Below are 17,268 nucleotides of genomic sequence, written 5' to 3'. Positions count from 1 at the left end.
TCATCGTCTCCCCGTGGCGGGCCGGTCCCTCAAGGGCGCTCCTCCTTCGTCGTCGCGTCGCTTCGCGATGGCCTTCGGCCACCCTTGACCGACCGACCCGCCACGGAAAGCCGAAGACCGACGGGAACCCCCCAAAAGAACGGTCACGGGTCAGAGACGAGGAGGGGCGGGTCCGTCAGTGACGAGACGAGGGACCGGGCGCTGCCATGCCGGGCATGCGGGCGCGCCGTACCTTTCCCGGGGCCACGGCCACGCCCCGCCCACCGGGCGAGGCGGATCGCTACGTATTTCTCGCGGCTGGTGTCCTACGGCCGTTCTGTGGTGAGAACCGGATCAGTCGACGGCTTTTTCGATGGCCTCGAAGATGTCCGAGTCGGTTTCCTGCTGCCAGGTGGGCAGTTCGGGCCAGTCGGCGACGTACCCGGGCTTCGGGTCCTCGAACTGCTTGTACATCTGGGCCGTCCAGCACGTCGCGACGAACCGGCCCTTCTGCTCGCGTGACAATCGGGACGTGTGGCCGCCGCTGAGCTTCACGAACTGCCGTACCTGTTCGTAGACGGAGCCGGCCGCCTCGCGTTCCCACTGCGGCGTATCGGACCACGGTGTGACGTAGCCCGGCTTGGGTTCCCCGGGAAAGTGCTGGTGGACGCCCGCGATCCACGTCTCCCGGAACAATCGTGCGCCTTCGGTCTGTGGCATGCCGACCCTTCTCCTCACGGTGTGTTCAGCATGGCGATGCCCGCTCCCAGCTCTGCCACGCGACGGTCGTGTCTCATAGGGCCGAACTCGTCGCACAGCGCCAGGAGTCTACGGGCGATATAGCCGGATGATGAGGCCTGAGCCAGATGGATGGCCTGCCATCCATACGCGATGAGCTGTTCAGGATCGCGCCGCCTTGCCCCGATGGCGGCCAGGTCCGCGAGCACCACGCCCTTGCGGCGGTAGGACTGTCCGGAGAGCAGAGCGGCTTGATGCAAAGCGGAGTTCAGCGTCTCCTCTGCCGAGTCCAAGCGGCCGAGCTTCAGGTACCGGGCTCCTCTCTCCTCGGCGAGTCGTGTTCCGTCGAATCGCAACCAACCGCCATTGGTGCTGTCGGAAGCGAGGTCACGGACCTTCTCGGCCCGGTCCAGTGCACGTTCGCAAGCACTCAGGTCACCAAGGCCCGCATAGGCCTCAGCCTGGACCGACGCGACCCACTGGCGGGTGGACAGACTGCTGTTTCCTCGTCCGGCCAATCGCTCGGCCGCGCCGAGCATCTGTGCCGCCTGCCCGTAGCGGTGCTCGGACATGTCCACATAGGCGTGGCGAACGAGGGCGCAGGCCCACAGGTCGTATGCGTCCGCGTCCTTGCTGACGGAGGCCGCGAGCGTGTAGGAGGCGGCCGCATCGGCGTACCTGTTGCTGTCGAAGGCGACTTCGCCTGCCATTTGGAAGAGATCGGCAGCCGCACTCAGGAGGAGGCGGGAATTGCCTCGGCCGGCGGACAGAGCCTCGTTCAATGTCGTCAGCTCGTCACGAATGATCGTGTATACGGAGCCTTTCGAGCGGGCCAGTCGATAGACCTGCCAAAGGTGGGCGTTCATCAGCTCGAAGTCTGCGGGCGTGCCCCTTGCCGCCCCGCCCGGGAGGGCGTCGGCATCGTCCAAAGGGAAGGAAGAGAGCGCCCCGCTGATCGTGAGAATGCGGAGGAATTCGCGGCGGATCATCTCGTCGAGGTCTCCCGCGGTCGGGTGGTCACTGCACTGCTTCCCCGGGGCCTCAAGGCCTACGGCTCGTGGCTGCGCGAGGAGGTCTTCGAGCTCTTGGAGGCTGATCCCGAGGGTGGTTGCCAGGCGTCGTCGCTGGGGTGGTTGCGGCTCGACCTTGCCGCTTTCCCAGCGCCCGACCGTCGTACGGTCCACGCCGAGCAGTTCGGCCAGTTCCTCCTGACTGTAGCCCAGGGCCTTCCGCCGTCCAGCAAGTCCCATTCCGGTCCCTTCTCGCAGTTCGGAACCTCGTGCACGGATCTGCGTCAAGCCTGCCGCATCGATGCTGTGGAGTCCGCCGACTTCCGTCGGTTTCCTTGGACTTGTCGCGAGCGGGTCGTCGAGTCGGAAAAGGGATGAGCCATGGCAATGGATGGCGCGGAGGGTCTGCCTTCGGACGGGACCGGTGGGCTCCAGCCCCTCGTGAGGGCCCACGGCCCGGGCTGGGGAGCGTGTTTCGGGATCAGCGAGGAACTGCTTGAGCGGGCACGTGCCGGTTGGGAACTCTTCGTCTTCTCCCTTGAGGAGTCGGCCGATGAGTGAGCGGTACGAGTACGTGCCCCATCGGCTCCTGCGTCACCGGGTTCGCGATGTCGCTTCCGGCGTCGAAGGCGAACTGATGGCCGTGATCAACGAGAACGTTTCGGACACGGCAGTGGAGCGCTGGATGGAGCTGGCCTACATTCGTGCCGAGTCCGGTCGGGAATTCACCACCTCGGTCGCCAACCTCGCCCCCGCCGCTGACCCGCCCCAGGCGGCTCGCGGACGCTGAACCGGGCGAGGGACGCACGGATCTGAAGCGTATGGGCCGTCTGCCGTGCCCTGGGTCGATTTCCTCGTTCTGGCGGGCGGGTAGGGGCTCGTGGCCGCGCTCGTGGCCCGGCCGCAGCCCTCCGAACTCCCCGTGTGCCCGGTGGGCCGACCCCTGACCCCTCGCCTCGTCACTGAGGGACCCGTCCCTGTTCATCTCTGACCCGTGACCGTTCTTTTGGGGGGTTCCCGTCGGTCTTCGGCTTTCCGTGGCGGGTCGGTCGGTCAAGGGTGGCCGAAGGCCATCGCGAAGCGACGCGACGACGAAGGAGGAGCGCCCTTGAGGGACCGGCCCGCCACGGGGAGACGATGAGACCGGCGGGAAACCGCCAAACCAGCCCTGATCCGGAGGAGTTGGATCCCGCCCCCGGTGGCCCGACCGGCCCTGTACCCCACCCCCGGAAACAAATCTGCAACCTCTTGCGCAAAGTCTTGCAACACTCCCGGCCTGGCCCTACGGTCGCGTGCAATCCCCACCTCTACGCCAGGAGGCCCCCGCATGCCTGTCAGAGCCGCCAGAGCTGCAACCCTTTTCGCCGTCGCCGCAGTTGCCGCCGCCGGGACCCTCACCGCCCAGGCGCCGCAGGCGCGGGCCGCCGCGCCCGGGGAGCGGGACGTGACCGCCGTGCTCTTCGAGTGGCGGTTCGACTCCGTCGCCAAGGCCTGCACCGACGGCCTCGGACCCGCCGGGTACGGGTACGTCCAGGTTTCGCCGCCCCAGGAGCACGTCCAGGGCAGTCAGTGGTGGACCTCGTACCAGCCCGTCAGCTACAAGATCGCCGGCAGGCTCGGTGACCGGGCCGCGTTCAAGCGGATGGTCGACACCTGCCACGCCGCCGGCGTGAAGGTCGTCGCGGACGCCGTCATCAACCACATGGCCGGCCCGGCGGACGCGGGCGCCACCCACACCGGGACCGGCGGGAGTTCGTACACGAAGTACAACTACCCGGGCCTCTACTCCGGCGCCGACATGGACGACTGTCGGGCGACGATCTCCAACTACCAGGACCGGGGCAACGTCCAGAACTGCGAGCTCGTGCAGTTGGCCGACCTGGACACGGGGGAGGACTACGTACGGGGCCGCATCGCCGGGTACCTCAACGACCTGCTGTCCCTCGGCGTCGACGGGTTCCGGATCGACGCCGCGAAGCACATGCCCGCCGGCGACCTCGCGAACATCAAGTCCCGGCTGACGAACCCCGGCGTGTACTGGAAGCAGGAGGCCATATTCGGCGCGGGCGAGGCCGTCTCCCCGAGCGAGTACCTCGGCAGCGGGGACGTCCAGGAGTTCCGCTACGCCCGCGACCTCAAGCGCGTCTTCCAGAACGAGAACCTCGCCCACCTGAAGAACTTCGGCGAGGCCTGGGGCCACATGCCCTCCGGGCAGAGCGGCGTCTTCGTCGACAACCACGACACCGAGCGCGTCGGCGACACCCTCAGCTACAAGAACGGCTCCGCCTACACCCTGGCCAACGTCTTCATGCTGGCCTGGCCCTACGGTTCCCCGGACGTGCACTCCGGCTACGAGTGGTCCGACAAGGACGCCGGCCCGCCCAACGGCGGTACGGTCAATGCCTGTTACGCGGACGGCTGGAAGTGTCAGCACGCCTGGCGGGAGATCTCCTCGATGGTCGGCTTCCGCAACGCGGCCCGCGGTCAGTCCGTGACGAACTGGTGGGACAACGGCGGCGACCGGATCGCGTTCGGGCGCGGCGCGAAGGCCTACGTGGCCATCAATCACGAGGGTTCCGCGTTCACCAGCACCTTCCGGACCTCCCTCCCGGCCGGTGCCTACTGCGACGTGCAGAGCGGTCGCGCGGTGACCGTGGACGGCTCGGGCCGCTTCACCGCGACCCTCGGCGCGGGCACCGCGCTCGCCCTGCACGTCAACGCCCGTACCTGCGCCGCGACCCCGGAGAACCCGTCCCCGGCGACGGGCGCCTCCTTCGCCGTCACCGCGACGACCGTGCCCGGTCAGGACGTGTACGTCACCGGGGACCGCGCCGAGCTCGGCAACTGGAGCCCGGCGTCCGCCCTGAAGCTCGACCCCACCGCCTATCCCGTGTGGAAGCTCGACGCGGGCCTCCCGGCCGGCGCGGCCTTCGCCTACAAGTACGTGCGCAAGGACGCCGCCGGGAACGTCACCTGGGAGAGCGGCGCCAACCGTACGGCCACCGTCCCCGCGAGCGGCAAGGTCACGCTGACCGACACCTGGCGCAACTGAGCCGCCGCCCCGCAGACCAGGGCCGCCCGGCACCCATCGGACCCGCCACCGCCGGGCGGCCCTCCACCCCGTGACCGAGGAGAAACCGCCTTGATACGCCCCGTCGCAGGAGCGCTCGCCGCCGCACTGGCCGTGACGCTCCTGCCCGTCCTCCCGGCGGCGGCCGCCGCACAGGCCCCCGCCCCGCCCCCGGACGCGAAGTTGGCCGCCGAGCCGGCCCGGCACGACCTGACCCGGGAACAGTTCTACTTCGTCCTGCCCGACCGGTTCGCGAACGGGGACCCGCGCAACGACCGCGGCGGTCTGACCGGCACCCGCCTGCGGACGGGCCTGGACCCGACGGACAAGGGCTTCTACCAGGGCGGTGACCTCAAGGGCCTCACCGACCGGCTCGACTACATCAAGGGCCTCGGCACCACCGCCATCTGGATGGCGCCGATCTTCAAGAACCAGCCGGTCCAGGGCGAGGGCAAGGACGCCTCGGCGGGCTACCACGGCTACTGGATCACCGACTTCACCCAGGTCGACCCGCACTTCGGCACCAACGCCGACCTGGAGAAGCTGATCGACGCGGCGCACGGGAAGGGGATGAAGGTCTTCTTCGACGTCATCACCAACCACACCGCCGACGTCGTCGACTACCGCGAGGGGTCCCACTCCTACCTGTCGAAGGGCGCGTTCCCCTACCTGACCAAGGACGGCGTCCCCTTCGACGACGCCGACTACGCGGACGCCAAGGCCAGGAACGACGCCAAGGGCACGACCGACGCCAAGGCCACGACCGACGCCAAGGGCACGACCGACGCCAAGGACCCGAGCGACGCCAGGGCCAAGGAGAAGTTCCCGAAGACCGGCCCCGCCACCTTCCCCCGGACCCCCTTCGTGCCCGACGCGAAGAAGAACCTCAAGGTCCCCGGCTGGTTGAACGACCCCACGATGTACCACAACCGCGGCGACTCCACATTCGCCGGCGAGTCCTCCGAGCAGGGTGACTTCTCCGGGCTCGACGACCTGTGGACCGAGCGTCCCGAGGTGGTCAGCGGCATGGAGAAGATCTACGAGAAGTGGGTCAAGGACTTCCGGATCGACGGCTTCCGGATCGACACCGTCAAGCACGTCAACACGGAGTTCTGGACCCGCTGGGCCACCGCCCTCGACGCGTACGCCGCCGAACGCGGCCGCGACGACTTCTTCATGTTCGGCGAGGTCTACTCCGCCGACACCGCCGTCACCTCCCCGTACGTCACCCGCGGCCGCCTCGACGCGACCCTCGACTTCCCGCTCCAGGACGCCATCCGCGCCTACGCCTCCCAGGGCGCGGCCGCCGGCCGGCTGGGCTCCGTACTCGCCGACGACTACCGGTACACCACCGACAAGGCGAACGCCTACGAGCAGGTCACCTTCCTCGGCAACCACGACATGGGACGCTTCGGGACCTTCCTGAAGCAGGACCGGCCCGGGGCGGGGGAGCAGGAGCTCCTCGACCGCTACCGGCTCGCCAACGAGCTGATGTTCCTCTCCCGGGGCAACCCGGTGATCTACTCCGGGGACGAGCAGGGCTTCACCGGAGCGGGCGGCGACAAGGACGCCCGCCAACCCCTGTTCGCCTCCCGGACGGCCGACTACCTCGACGACGACCAGCTGGGTACGGACCGCACCCACGCGAGCGACGCCTTCGACGCGAAGCACCCGCTGTACCGGCAGATCGCCGCCCTCTCGAAGCTGACCAAAACCCACCCCGCCCTGCGCGACGGCGTGCAGAGCGAGCGCCTCGCCGACGGCCCGGTGTACGCCTTCGCGCGCACCGACGCCCGCACCCGGACCGAGTACCTGGTCGCCGCGAACAACGCCCCCGAGGGCCGCACCGTGGAGATCGACGCCCCGGCCGGCGCCCAGTACCGCACCCTGTACGGCGGCACCGCGCTGGTCCGCGCCTCCGCGGCCGGCAAGCTCACCGTCCCGCTGCCCGCGCTCGGCTCGGTGGTCCTCCAGGCGGTCGCCCCGCTCGCCCTGCCCGCCACCGGACCCGCGCTCACCCTGAAGGCCCCGGCCTCCGGTGCCACCGGCACCGTCGAGCTGTCCGCCGAGGTCACCGGCGGCGGCCTGAACCGGGTCGTGTTCGCCGCGCAGACCGGCACCGGGAAGTGGCAGGTCCTCGGCTCCGCCGACCACGCCCCGTACAAGGTCACCCAGCACGTCACGGCCCCGGCCGGAACGCCCCTGCGCTACAAGGCCGTCGTCATCGACTCGGCCGGACGCACGGCCTCCGCGCTCGCCGCGTCCGTCGCCGGACAGGTGCCGCCGAAGGAAACCCCGACCGCCGGCCAACGTGAGTACGCGGTCGTCCACTACAACCGCCCCGACGGCGACTACGCGAACTGGCGGCTGTCCGCCTGGGGCGATCTGGCGGAGGACGGGACCGCGGCGTCGAAGGCGCAGCCCGAGACGCACGCCTTCACCGGTCGCGACGCCTACGGCGCCTTCGCCCACGTCAGGTTGAAGCCCGGCGCCTCCTCCGTCAGCTACCTCGTCATCGACAAGGACGGCAACAAGGACGTCGCCGTCGACCGCACCATCGACGTGACGAGGACCGGCGAGATCTGGCTCGAACAGGGCAAGGAACCCGCCCGAACCGACCGCCCCGCCCAACCGCCGCAGGACACGACGAAGGCCGTCCTGCACCACCAGCGCCCCGACGGCGCCCACGACGGCTGGGGCCTGCACGTCTGGACCGGCGCCGCCAACCCCACCGACTGGTCGAAGCCGCTGATGCCCGCCCGGTTCGACTCCTACGGAGCGGTCTACGAGGTTCCCCTCGCGCCCGGTGCCACCAGCCTGAGCTACATCCTCCACAAGGGCGACGAGAAGGACCTCCCCACCGACCAGTCCCTCGACCTGAAGGCCACCGGCCACGAGGTGTGGATGCTGGCAGGCCGCCAGACGTACCTGCTGCCGCAGCCCGCCGGATCGGCCGCCGCCCTCGACCTCACCAAGGCCGAAGCCGTCTGGATCGACCGGGACACCGTCGCCTGGAAGGCACCCGCAGCGGCCGCGTCCGTGCAACTCCTCGCCTCCCGCGAAGGCCGGATCACGGCGGACAACGGCATCCTGCGCGAGGCCGGCGCCGGCTGGCTGCGGCTGAGCCCTTCCGAGCTGACCGCCGCCCAGAAGCAGAAGTTCCCGCACCTGGCCGCGTACCCGGCCTTCACCGTCGACCCCCGCGACCGCGACCGCGTGCGCGACGCCCTGCGCGGCCAACTCGTCGCGAGCGCCCGCACCGCCGACGGAGCCGCCCTCGCCGCCACCGGCGTCCAGCTCGCCGGGGTCCTCGACGACCTTTACGCGACGAACGCCGCGCTCGGACCCGTCTTCAAGGACGGCCGCCCCACCCTGTCCGTGTGGGCGCCGACCGCCCAACAGGTCGCGCTCGAACTCGACGGCCGCAGCGTCCCGATGCGCCGCGACGACACCACCGGCGTCTGGTCGGTGCGCGGCGAACGCTCCTGGGCCGGCAAGCCCTACCGGTACGCCGTGACCGTCTGGGCGCCCAGCACCCGCCAGGTCGTCCGCAACCTCGTCACCGACCCCTACTCCACCGCCCTCACCGCCGACTCGACGCACAGCCTCGCCGTCGACCTCGCCGACCCGAAGCTCGCCCCGCCCGGCTGGAAGGGCCTGCGCAAGCCGGCGGCCGTGCCCTTCACCTCCGCGCAGATCCAGGAACTGCACGTCCGTGACTTCTCCGTCGCGGACCGCACCAGCACCCACCGGGGCCAGTACCTGGCCTTCACCGACACCGGCTCGGCGGGCATGCGGCACCTGCGCGACCTCGCCGCCGCCGGCACCTCGTACGTCCACCTGCTGCCGGCCTTCGACATCGGCACCATCCCCGAGAAGCCCGCCGACCGCACCGAACCCGCCTGCGACCTCAAGGTGTACGCCCCCGACAGCGAGGAGCAGCAGGCCTGCGTGGCGGCCGCCGCCGCGAAGGACTCGTACAACTGGGGCTACGACCCGCTGCACCACACCGTGCCGGAGGGCTCGTACGCGAGCGACCCGAACGGAACCGCCCGCACGGTCGAGTTCCGCAGGATGGTCCAGTCGCTGAACGGGGCCGGGCTGCGCACCGTCATGGACGTGGTCTACAACCACACCGTCGCCGCGGGCCAGGACGACAAATCGGTCCTGGACCGCATCGTCCCCGGCTACTACCAGCGGCTCCTCGCGGACGGCGGCGTGGCCACCTCCACCTGCTGCGCCAACACGGCGCCCGAGAACGCCATGATGGGCCGGCTCGTCGTGGACTCCCTCGTCACCTGGGCGAAGGAGTACAAGGTCGACGGTTTCCGCTTCGACCTGATGGGCCACCACCCGAAGGAGAACATCCTCGCCGTCCGCAAGGCCCTCGACGCCCTGACCGTCGCCAAGGACGGCGTCGACGGCAAGAGGATCGTCCTCTACGGGGAGGGCTGGAACTTCGGTGAGGTCGCCGACGACGCCCGCTTCGTCCAGGCCACGCAGAAGAACATGGCGGGCACCGGCATCGCCACCTTCTCCGACCGCGCCCGCGACGCCGTCCGCGGCGGCGGGCCCTTCGACGAGGACCCGCGCGTCCAGGGCTTCGCCACCGGCCTGTTCACCGCCCCCAACGGTTCCCCGGCCAACGGCACCCCCGCCGAGCAGCGCACCCGGCTCCTGCACTCCCAGGACCTGATCAAGGTCGGCTTGTCCGGGAACCTCGCCTCGTACTCCTTCACCGACACCACCGGCCGCCGCGTCAAGGGCTCCGAGGTCGACTACAACGGCTCCCCGGCCGGGTACGCGGCCGCCCCCGGCGACGCCCTCGCCTACGTGGACGCCCACGACAACGAAACCCTCGCCGACGCCCTCACCTTCAAGCTGCCGCAGGGCACTTCACCCGCCGACCAGGCCCGCATGCAGGTCCTGGCCATGGCCACCGCCGCGCTCTCGCAGGGCCCGGCGCTCTCCCAGGCGGGCACCGACCTGCTCCGCTCGAAGTCCCTGGACCGCAACTCCTACGACAGCGGCGACTGGTTCAACGCCCTGCACTGGGACTGCCGGGACGGCAACGGCTTCGGTCGGGGCCTGCCGCCCGCCGCCGACAACCGCTCGAAGTGGACGTACGCGAAACCCCTGCTGACCGGCCCGGCTCCGGGCTGCGCCGAGATCACCGCGACGTCGGCCGCCTACCGGGACCTGCTGCGGATCCGCACGACGGAGGCCGTCTTCGGCCTCACCACCGCGGACGCCGTCGGGGCGAAGCTGGCGTTCCCGCTCTCGGGCCCCGAGGAGACCCCCGGCGTGATCACCATGACCCTCGGCGACCTGGTGGTCGTCTTCAACGCCACCCCCGCCGTCCAGCGACAGCGCGTACCCGCCCTCGCGGGCACCCCGTACGCGCTGCACCCCGTCCAGCGGGCGGGCGCGGACCCGGTGGTCAAGTCCGCCGGGTACGAGGCGACGAAGGGGGAGTTCACCGCACCGGCCCGTTCTGTCGCCGTCTTCACACGACGGTGAGCCGGTCCAGCCGCTTCTCCAAAAGGATCACCCCGTAGATCCTGCCGTCCGGCCCCTCCTTGTGGGGGAACTCCCCGACCACCCGGTAGCCCGCGTTGCGGTAGTACGCGAGCAGCCGGGGGTTGGTGGAGACGCAGTCCAACCGGACCCGGGCCAGCCCGGACCGGGCGACGCGCCGCTCGACGTGTTCGAGCATGCGGCGTCCGGTCCCGGCCGGCGCGGTCCGACGGTCCACCATCAGCCGGTGCACGTAGCCGGCGACCGGCGGTTGAACCCCCCAGGCCTCCTCGTCGGACCACCACAGCTCGTACGCCCCGACGATCCGCCGGTCCGGGTCCCCGGCCAGCCACACCTCGCCCTCGCGCATCTTCGTCAGGAAGTGCGCGGCGTCCTTCTCGCCGGGTTTCCACTGCTCGATCCCGCGCTTCTGCATCCACCGGGCGGCCTGGTCGTACAGGTCGACCAACGTGCCGACGTCCTTCTCCACGGCCCGCCGGAACAGGATCTCGTCGTCAATGATCACGCGGGCATTATCGCCACAGCGGTGATCATCCGGTCGCGGGCACCCCGCCGCGCTCGTCACCTTCACCGGAGCCGGCCGCCGTACCGCTGCCGGGCACCAACCCGACCAGCCGCGTCACGAGCTCCCCGAACGGTCCGTCCGCCGGCTCGTGCACGAGGATCTGCCCCAGGATCCCCGCCATCTCCGCGTCGTACGCGGCACTGACCGCGGCCAGCGCCGCGAAGTCGTGCACCAGCTGCAACTCCAGCTCGGCACGCGGAATGCGCCGGCCGTCGAGCCAGATCAACGCCGTCGACTCGGCGAGCGACACCCACGACCGCACGACGAGCTCCAGCCGGGCGGGCGGCTCCTGCACCCCGATGTGCGAGACGATCTGCTCGTAGGCGGCCTGCCGCACCTCGTCGATCATCGCGTTCGCCCGGCTGCTGCCGGCCGCCGGACCACCGCGCATCAACGCCGAGAAGCCGGGCCCGTGATCGTCCACGAACGCGAAGAACCGACCCATGACCCGCAGCAACCGCGCCCCGAGCGGCCCCTCGTGCGGCTCGACGAACCGCTGCGCCAACTCGTCGGCGGCCCGCCGCAGCGCGGCCTCGTACAGGCTGAGCTTGCCGGGAAAGTAGTGGTAGACGAGCGGCCGCGATATTCCGGCCGCCGCCGCGATCTCGTCGATCGAAACGTCGTCGGGGGAGCGGTTGCTGAACAGCTCCAGGGCCACCCCGATCAGCTGCTGCCGCCGCTCCTCGACTCCCATCCTGCGCCGCACCCCGGTTGTCATGCCGACACCCTACTGCGCGCCGCCCGTTCCCCGACCGGAGCGGGTGGGCACCTCTCCAACCTGCGGCAGGCACGCCGCCATGCACGGTGATGTCGGACTCTTGTGCGATTTATCGAGCGGGCTGTTTCCCGTCAATCATGAACCCGCCAACTCGGCACCATTGTTCGACAGTTGATGGTCGTCGTACGTTCGCGAACGCGATCGTTTTCGGCAACTGGTGGGTGATCAAGTGTGGTCTCGCAGGTCTTTCCTGAAAGGGCTCGTTGTTGGCCACCTGCTACTGGTGGGATGCACGCCGGCGCCGAAGCAGATCGTGGGGGTGGAGCGGACGGCGGGGGGTGTGGGGAAGGTGCTCATCGCACCCTGCCCGGGGTACGTGGCCCAAGTCGTCGGGGTCTCGGCGGACAAGGGCGCTCCGCGGTGGTCGGTGTGGAACAGTCCCGGGACCCGGGATGTCTCCGAGGTCGAGTTCTTCCGGGCGCCCGATGGATGGAGGGTTTCGAAGGCCTCCCTCACCGATCTCAAGACCGGTGACGACACCTTCTCCGCCGGTGTGATGGGAGGCATCGCGGGACGTGGGCTGAACGGTGACGTGACGTTCGACCTGGACCGGTTCGAGGGGCTCGGGGACGGTGAGGTCATCGTGGGTGACAACAAGGTCGTCAAGCGGGCGGACTTCATGAAGGCCGACTCCGACCGCTGCGAGCCGTGATCGGGGACGGGAGGTCCGGGGCGGGTCGCCCCGGGCCCCCACCGGCCGTTACAGGTCCAGGACCAGGTGGTCCGCCGCGGCGCGGGAGACGCACAGGAGCATCGAGTCCGCGCGTTCGCCGTCGGTGAGGAGTTCGTCGCGGTGGTCGATCTCCCCCTCCAGCACCCGGTGTTGGCAGGTTCCGCAGAAGCCCTGCTCGCAGGAGTACGGGGTGTTGGGGAGCTCCCGGCGGACCGCCGTCAGGGTGGATTCGTCCGCCGCGACCTGCACGGTGCGGCCCGAGCGGGCCAGTTCCACCGTGAAGGGGCGCGCCGGGCCGCCCGCTTCCGGCGCGAACCGTTCCAGGCGGACCGCCGACGGGTCCGCCACCGCCCCGGTGACGGCCCGCATCAGGGCGTCCGGGCCGCAGCAGTAGACGAGGGTGCCCGGCGCGAGCGCCGCCAGCGGGCCCAGGTCCGGCAGGCCCGTCTCGTCCTCGGGCAGGACGGTGACCCGGTCCCCGTACGCGGCGAGTTCGGGCAGGAACGGCATCGAGGCGCGCGAGCGACCCCCGTACAGGAGGGTCCAGTCGGCGCCGGAGGCCGTTGCCGCGCGGAGCATCGGGAGGATCGGGGTGATCCCGATGCCGCCCGCGACGAAGGCGTACGAGGGTGCGGGCGCGAGCTCGAACCGGTTGCGGGGCGGGCGGACCTCCAGCTCCGCGCCCTCCACCAGTTGGGCGTGCGCCTCGCGGGAGCCGCCCCGGCCGTCCTCGATCAGCCGGACCGCGATCGTGTACCGGCCGGCTTCGGCCGGGTCCCCGCACAGCGAGTACTGGCGGACCAGACCCGAGGGGAGGACGACGTCCACGTGCGCGCCCGGCGCCCAGGCCGGCAGCTCGGGGGACTCCAGGACGAGCCGCAGCACGCCCTGCGCCGGTTCCGAACGGGACACGATCAGGGCGCTCAGCAGTCGCCGCGGGGAGTGGCCCGACACCGGGTTCTCCAGCGCGGGCAGCGGCCACAGCGGGGAGCGGCGGATCCGCCCGCTCAGCGCCCGCCGGGTGAGGTACGCGGCGCCGGCGACGGCCGTGACCGTCAGGACCCGCCTCACGGCCGGACTCCGCCGTTGGCGCCCGGCGAGGTGGCCAGGTAGGCCTCGGCCTGGGCGGTGGATCCCTCCTGGGAGGGATGGTAGGTACGGGAGAGGTACGTCGGGATCGACCGCGCCATCGCCCCCGCCGACGGCAGGACGCCCTGCTGTCCCGCCCGGAAGAACTGCCCCAGGGAGGCCTTGGCGGCCGGCAGGTGCGGGTCGTTCTCCATGAAGAAGCGGGCGCCGCGCTGCCACAGGAACACCAGGGCCGTGAAGGCGGTCGCCCAGGTCCGGGCGCGCCGCCGGTAGTTGCCGTCCACGTGCATGAACAGGTCGAAGGCCACCGAGCGGTGCTCGACCTCCTCCGCGCCGTGCCAGCGCAGCAGGTCCAGCATCGTCGGGTCGGCGCCGCGCCGGTCCAGTTCGTCGGCGTTGAGGATCCAGTCGCCCAGGAACGCCGTGTAGTGCTCGATCGCGGCGATCATCGCGACCCGTTCCATGAGCCACCACCTGCGGGCCCGCCCCGGCGGCAGGGTCCGGTCGCCGAGCAGCTTCTCGAAGAGCCAGTCGACCTGCGCGGTGTACGGGGTGGGGTCCAGTCCCAGCCGCTTCAGGTGCGGAAGCACGTCGTCGTGGGCGGCGGCGTGCATCGCCTCCTGCCCGATGAAGCCGATGACGTCCGCCCGCAGCCGCTCGTCCGTGATGTACGGGAGGACCTGCTTGTAGACGTGGACGAACCAGCGTTCACCGGCGGGCAGCAGCAGGTGCAGCACGTTGATGGTGTGCCCGGCGAAGGGGTCGCCGGGCAGCCAGTGGAGCGGGGTGTCCTGCCAGGAGAAGGAGACGTTCCGCGGCTGTAGGTCCGTCTGTTCCGACGCCACGGGGGCGGGCACGAGCGGCGTATTAGACATGGCGTCAATGTACTGATGGGTACGGGTGAGGAAAACCCCTCCGGCACGCCAATCTGCCACCGCCCCACCGGGACGACGCGCCCTATCGCAACACCCCGGCCTTCGTGCCGTCCGTCAGCTTGCCCGAGAGGTCGACCTGCGCGCCCTCCGGGGCCTTCACGGCCAGCCGGTTGCCCGTCGCCGAACCGCTGACACCACCCGACACCGACAGCGAGGCGAACTGCGCGCTGCCCGCGGCCAGGACGTACCAACTCCCCGCGCGGGACTTCCACAGCACCCCGGCGAGCACCCGCGGTTCCCGGGGACCGCACGCCGCCGACCCCTCCGCCTTCGCCGCCTGGGCCGCCAGCGCCGCCCCCGGGGCCAGGAACTGCGCCTGCACCCGGTCGGACCCGCCGTGCCAGGTCTCGGCACGCGTGCACAACCAGGTCGCCGTCCCGTCGTTCTCGGGCAGCGGCTGCTTCGCGTACGTCCACGCGTTGACGCTGCGCACCCCGTGCGAGCGGACCGAGGGCAGCAGGCAGGCGATCCGCGACCACTCGCCCAGCTCGGCCGCCTCCGACACGTCCCGCGCGGCACCCGGCGCACCCGACGTCAGCCGGGCCGGGGTCAGCTCCCCCAGGTCCGTGACCAGCCGCGTCGCCCCGTCACCGGTCAGGGCGATGGCGTTCCAGGCGGTGCAGCTGCCGCCGGGGGCGGGACTCCCCACCGGAGGGGTCATCCCCTCCGGCGTCAGCTTCAGCGCCACCGGCGCCTCACCCGGCTTGAGGAGGTCGCGCAGGGCGGCCCCGGTGACCCAGGGGGCCGTCAGGTAGCGGACGTTGCCGTCGACCCGGCTGAGCACCAGCCCCGTCGCCGTGTCCGCGGATGCCCCGTCGGTCCGGGCGAAGTCGAGGGCCGCGCCCGCGGTCCCGGCGCGCGGTTCGGCGTACCGGACCACCCGCAGCCCGTCGTGCAGCAGCACCACCACCGCCTGGTCGACGACCCCCGCGAACAGCAGCTGCGGCGGCCCCATCGGCGGCCCGGACGGCGTCGCCGGCGTCGCCGAGACCACCACCGACTTCCCCGGTCGGGCCCACACGGCCAGCGCCCGGCGCAGCAACTCCTTGTCGTCGGCGCGGTCGCCGCGCGCCGGCCACGCCGAGTAGTCGGTACGGGACGACGTGCGCCACAGCGTCGCCGGGGCCCGCACCAGCTGCCCGGGGTCCAACGCCTGCTCCGCCGCCGCGTTCAGCGCGTACGGCGGAGCCGCCGGCCCGTCGGAGCCCCAACCGCCACCCGGTAGCGCCAGCAGCGCCCCGCACACCGCGAGGGCCGCGGCCGCGGCCAGCCCGGCGCGGGTGAACCGCCGCCGGCGCAGCAGGTCGGTGGGCCGGGCCTGGAGCACGCACGGATCGAACTCGGGGGACGCGAACAGGCCGTCGTGCGCGGGATCCCCGGACTCGGCGACGGCCGCGGCCGGATCGGCGACCCCGGCCTCGGTCAGCACCCGGAGCACGTCCGGCTCGGCCAACCCCTCCAACGCCCGCAGGACGCACGCCGCCCGACCGGGCCCGTTCAACGTGGCCAACCACTGGTCCAGCGCCAGCTCCTCGGCCCCGCCCGACCTCGGGAACAGCCGCAACCCCCACACCTGGGGGAGCAGTGGCGGCAGCTGCCCGCGCAGCGGGAGCGCCCGGAAGCTCAGCGGGATCCCCGCCTCCAGGGCGGAACGCAGCACCCGCAGCCGGACGTACGCGTACCCCGACTCGGGCCCGTCCGCCCCGTCGCGCTGCGCGGGGACCCCGCCGCGCACCTGGGCGGCGTCGGCCGCCGCGGCGCGCCGGCCGCGCGGCAGGGCGCGCTGGGCCAGCGAATGGGCGGTCAGGACCCGCCGGTTGCGGCCGAGGGAGGGCGGCAGCACCAGATAGGCGAGCCGCACCAGCCGCGGGTAGTGCTCGACGATGGCGGCCTCGGCCTGCTCGACGTCGGGAGGCAGGGGGCGGGTGGCGGTATCCGGCGCAGTCACGTTCAGCAGAACGAGCGATTCGTCGGATGGTCACCCGTCCCCAGCGCACACGTTCGGACGAACCCGGCGCCCCGGAACGCGCACGCCCCGAGGGCCCGCGGGGCGTGCGGGGGACGTCGGGCGCGGGGTGCGCCGGGTCAGGCGATGAGCTTGGTACGCAGCGCCTCGACGGTCTCGTCGGACACGCCGAGGCCCTCGCGCACGTACTTCTCCATCGATCCGTAGCGCGTGCGGACCTCGTCGAGGCCGGCCTCCAGGTACGAGGGGAACACCCCGATCAGGGCGAGCGCGATGTCCGGGTCCCCGCCCGCCGCCGTGAAGCCCTCGATCATGGGGGCGAAGGCCACCTTGACCGCCGGGTTCACCGACAGGTACTCCGCCATCAGGGTCTCCTCGTCGGCGCCGAGCAGCGCGAGGATCAGCGTCGCGCCCCAGCCCGTACGGTCCTTGCCGGCCGTGCAGTGGAACAGCAGCGGACCCGAATCCGGATCGGCCGCCTCGACGAGCAGCGTGCGGTACGCGGCCTGCCCGGAGCCGGAACTGACGAACGACCGGTAGACCGACCCGAAGAGTTCCTGCGCCCGGCCGCCGCCCAGGTGCTCCTCGGCCACCACCGGATCGGCGAGCAGGTCCTTGAGCTGGGTCGCGGCGGGCATCCGGCCGTCGTTCATCTTGTCGGCCAGCACGTCGCGCACCACCAGCCGCGCGCCCTCGGGCAGCCGGTCGGGGTGGTCGGCGCGCTCGGAGTCGCTGCGGAAGTCGATGACCGTACGCAGCTCCAGCGCGGCCACCACCGGGTCGGCGGCGAGGTCGAGCCGGTCGAGGGAGCCCGAACGCAGCACGAGTCCGGGCCGGACGGTCCGGCCGCCGGCGAGCGGGGTGCCACCGAGGTCGCGGAGGTTGGCGACGGTGGTGGAGGGCGTGGCGGTCATCGTGGCGTCTCCA

General features: G+C 71.4%; 13 protein-coding genes. 5 read left to right on the top strand and 8 right to left on the bottom strand.

Annotated features, from left to right (window positions below):
* Positions 1-333 precede the first annotated feature (333 nt).
* Complete coding sequence (locus tag ACFVS6_RS19635; protein WP_389705312.1) at positions 334-699, bottom strand: hypothetical protein; 366 nt, start codon at positions 697-699, stop codon at positions 334-336.
* A gap of 14 nt (positions 700-713) precedes the next feature.
* On the bottom strand, positions 714-1,967 hold the full coding sequence (locus ACFVS6_RS19630) for a multiprotein-bridging factor 1 family protein (RefSeq protein ID WP_389705311.1): 1,254 nt from the start codon (positions 1,965-1,967) through the stop codon (positions 714-716).
* 141 nt (positions 1,968-2,108) lie between these two features.
* Here ACFVS6_RS19630 and ACFVS6_RS19625 point away from each other — a divergent pair, with 141 nt between their 5' ends.
* The 4 genes from ACFVS6_RS19625 to pulA all read left to right on the top strand — a co-directional run bounded on the left by ACFVS6_RS19625 (position 2,109) and on the right by pulA (position 10,317).
* Positions 2,109-2,288: a hypothetical protein gene (locus ACFVS6_RS19625; protein ID WP_389705309.1), complete on the top strand. Its 180-nt coding sequence runs from the start codon at positions 2,109-2,111 to the stop codon at positions 2,286-2,288.
* The gene (locus tag ACFVS6_RS19620; protein ID WP_389705307.1) at positions 2,281-2,517 is read left to right on the top strand and encodes a hypothetical protein; all 237 of its coding nucleotides are present in this window, start codon (positions 2,281-2,283) and stop codon (positions 2,515-2,517) included. The genes ACFVS6_RS19625 and ACFVS6_RS19620 overlap by 8 nt, the downstream gene beginning before the upstream one ends.
* 537 nt (positions 2,518-3,054) lie before the next feature.
* The gene (locus ACFVS6_RS19615) at positions 3,055-4,779 is read left to right on the top strand and encodes a carbohydrate-binding module family 20 domain-containing protein (RefSeq protein WP_389705305.1); all 1,725 of its coding nucleotides are present in this window, start codon (positions 3,055-3,057) and stop codon (positions 4,777-4,779) included.
* Positions 4,780-4,869: 90 nt separating this feature from the next.
* The gene (gene pulA, locus ACFVS6_RS19610; RefSeq protein WP_389705303.1) at positions 4,870-10,317 is read left to right on the top strand and encodes a pullulanase-type alpha-1,6-glucosidase; all 5,448 of its coding nucleotides are present in this window, start codon (positions 4,870-4,872) and stop codon (positions 10,315-10,317) included.
* Here the strand turns inward: pulA and ACFVS6_RS19605 are convergent.
* Both ACFVS6_RS19605 and ACFVS6_RS19600 read right to left on the bottom strand, forming a co-directional pair.
* The gene (locus ACFVS6_RS19605) at positions 10,304-10,840 is read right to left on the bottom strand and encodes a GNAT family N-acetyltransferase (RefSeq protein WP_389705302.1); all 537 of its coding nucleotides are present in this window, start codon (positions 10,838-10,840) and stop codon (positions 10,304-10,306) included. The genes pulA and ACFVS6_RS19605 overlap by 14 nt on opposite strands.
* Before the next feature lie 25 nt (positions 10,841-10,865).
* Complete coding sequence (locus ACFVS6_RS19600) at positions 10,866-11,618, bottom strand: TetR/AcrR family transcriptional regulator (protein WP_389705300.1); 753 nt, start codon at positions 11,616-11,618, stop codon at positions 10,866-10,868.
* A 217-nt stretch (positions 11,619-11,835) separates the two neighbouring features.
* On the opposite strand from ACFVS6_RS19600, the gene ACFVS6_RS19595 reads away from it, so the two are divergent.
* The gene (locus tag ACFVS6_RS19595) at positions 11,836-12,330 is read left to right on the top strand and encodes a hypothetical protein (protein ID WP_389705298.1); all 495 of its coding nucleotides are present in this window, start codon (positions 11,836-11,838) and stop codon (positions 12,328-12,330) included.
* Between the two features lie 48 nt (positions 12,331-12,378).
* Here ACFVS6_RS19595 and ACFVS6_RS19590 read toward each other — a convergent pair whose 3' ends face one another.
* The 4 genes from ACFVS6_RS19590 to ACFVS6_RS19575 all read right to left on the bottom strand — a co-directional run bounded on the left by ACFVS6_RS19590 (position 12,379) and on the right by ACFVS6_RS19575 (position 17,255).
* On the bottom strand, positions 12,379-13,422 hold the full coding sequence (locus tag ACFVS6_RS19590) for a PDR/VanB family oxidoreductase (RefSeq protein WP_389705296.1): 1,044 nt from the start codon (positions 13,420-13,422) through the stop codon (positions 12,379-12,381).
* Positions 13,419-14,315: a metal-dependent hydrolase gene (locus ACFVS6_RS19585; RefSeq protein ID WP_389705294.1), complete on the bottom strand. Its 897-nt coding sequence runs from the start codon at positions 14,313-14,315 to the stop codon at positions 13,419-13,421. Before ACFVS6_RS19585 ends, ACFVS6_RS19590 begins: the two co-directional genes overlap by 4 nt.
* Before the next feature lie 82 nt (positions 14,316-14,397).
* Positions 14,398-16,323 carry a hypothetical protein gene (locus ACFVS6_RS19580; protein WP_389705293.1) on the bottom strand — a complete coding sequence of 642 codons (1,926 nt, stop codon included), beginning with the start codon at positions 16,321-16,323 and terminating at the stop codon, positions 14,398-14,400.
* A 137-nt stretch (positions 16,324-16,460) separates the two neighbouring features.
* A complete protein-coding gene (locus ACFVS6_RS19575; protein ID WP_389705291.1) occupies positions 16,461-17,255 on the bottom strand; it encodes a tyrosine-protein phosphatase in 795 nt (264 codons plus the stop codon).
* Between the last annotated feature and the right edge of the window lie 13 nt (positions 17,256-17,268).

Origin of the sequence: Streptomyces sp. NPDC057939 (assembly GCF_042887545.1) — a bacterium.
Taxonomy (GTDB): domain Bacteria; phylum Actinomycetota; class Actinomycetes; order Streptomycetales; family Streptomycetaceae; genus Streptomyces.
The sequence above is the reverse complement of the archived record's forward strand: the minus strand, read 5'-3'. Positions and strand labels throughout refer to the sequence as shown.

Coding starts and splice junctions, on each gene's coding strand:
- ACFVS6_RS19630 (WP_389705311.1), bottom strand. CDS start 1,967: ATGGGACTTGCTGGACGGCGGAAGGCCCTGGGCTACAGTCAGGAGGAA.
- ACFVS6_RS19625 (WP_389705309.1), top strand. CDS start 2,109: ATGGCAATGGATGGCGCGGAGGGTCTGCCTTCGGACGGGACCGGTGGG.
- ACFVS6_RS19600 (WP_389705300.1), bottom strand. CDS start 11,618: ATGACAACCGGGGTGCGGCGCAGGATGGGAGTCGAGGAGCGGCGGCAG.
- ACFVS6_RS19620 (WP_389705307.1), top strand. CDS start 2,281: ATGAGTGAGCGGTACGAGTACGTGCCCCATCGGCTCCTGCGTCACCGG.
- ACFVS6_RS19585 (WP_389705294.1), bottom strand. CDS start 14,315: ATGTCTAATACGCCGCTCGTGCCCGCCCCCGTGGCGTCGGAACAGACG.
- ACFVS6_RS19635 (WP_389705312.1), bottom strand. CDS start 699: ATGCCACAGACCGAAGGCGCACGATTGTTCCGGGAGACGTGGATCGCG.
- ACFVS6_RS19575 (WP_389705291.1), bottom strand. CDS start 17,255: ATGACCGCCACGCCCTCCACCACCGTCGCCAACCTCCGCGACCTCGGT.
- ACFVS6_RS19615 (WP_389705305.1), top strand. CDS start 3,055: ATGCCTGTCAGAGCCGCCAGAGCTGCAACCCTTTTCGCCGTCGCCGCA.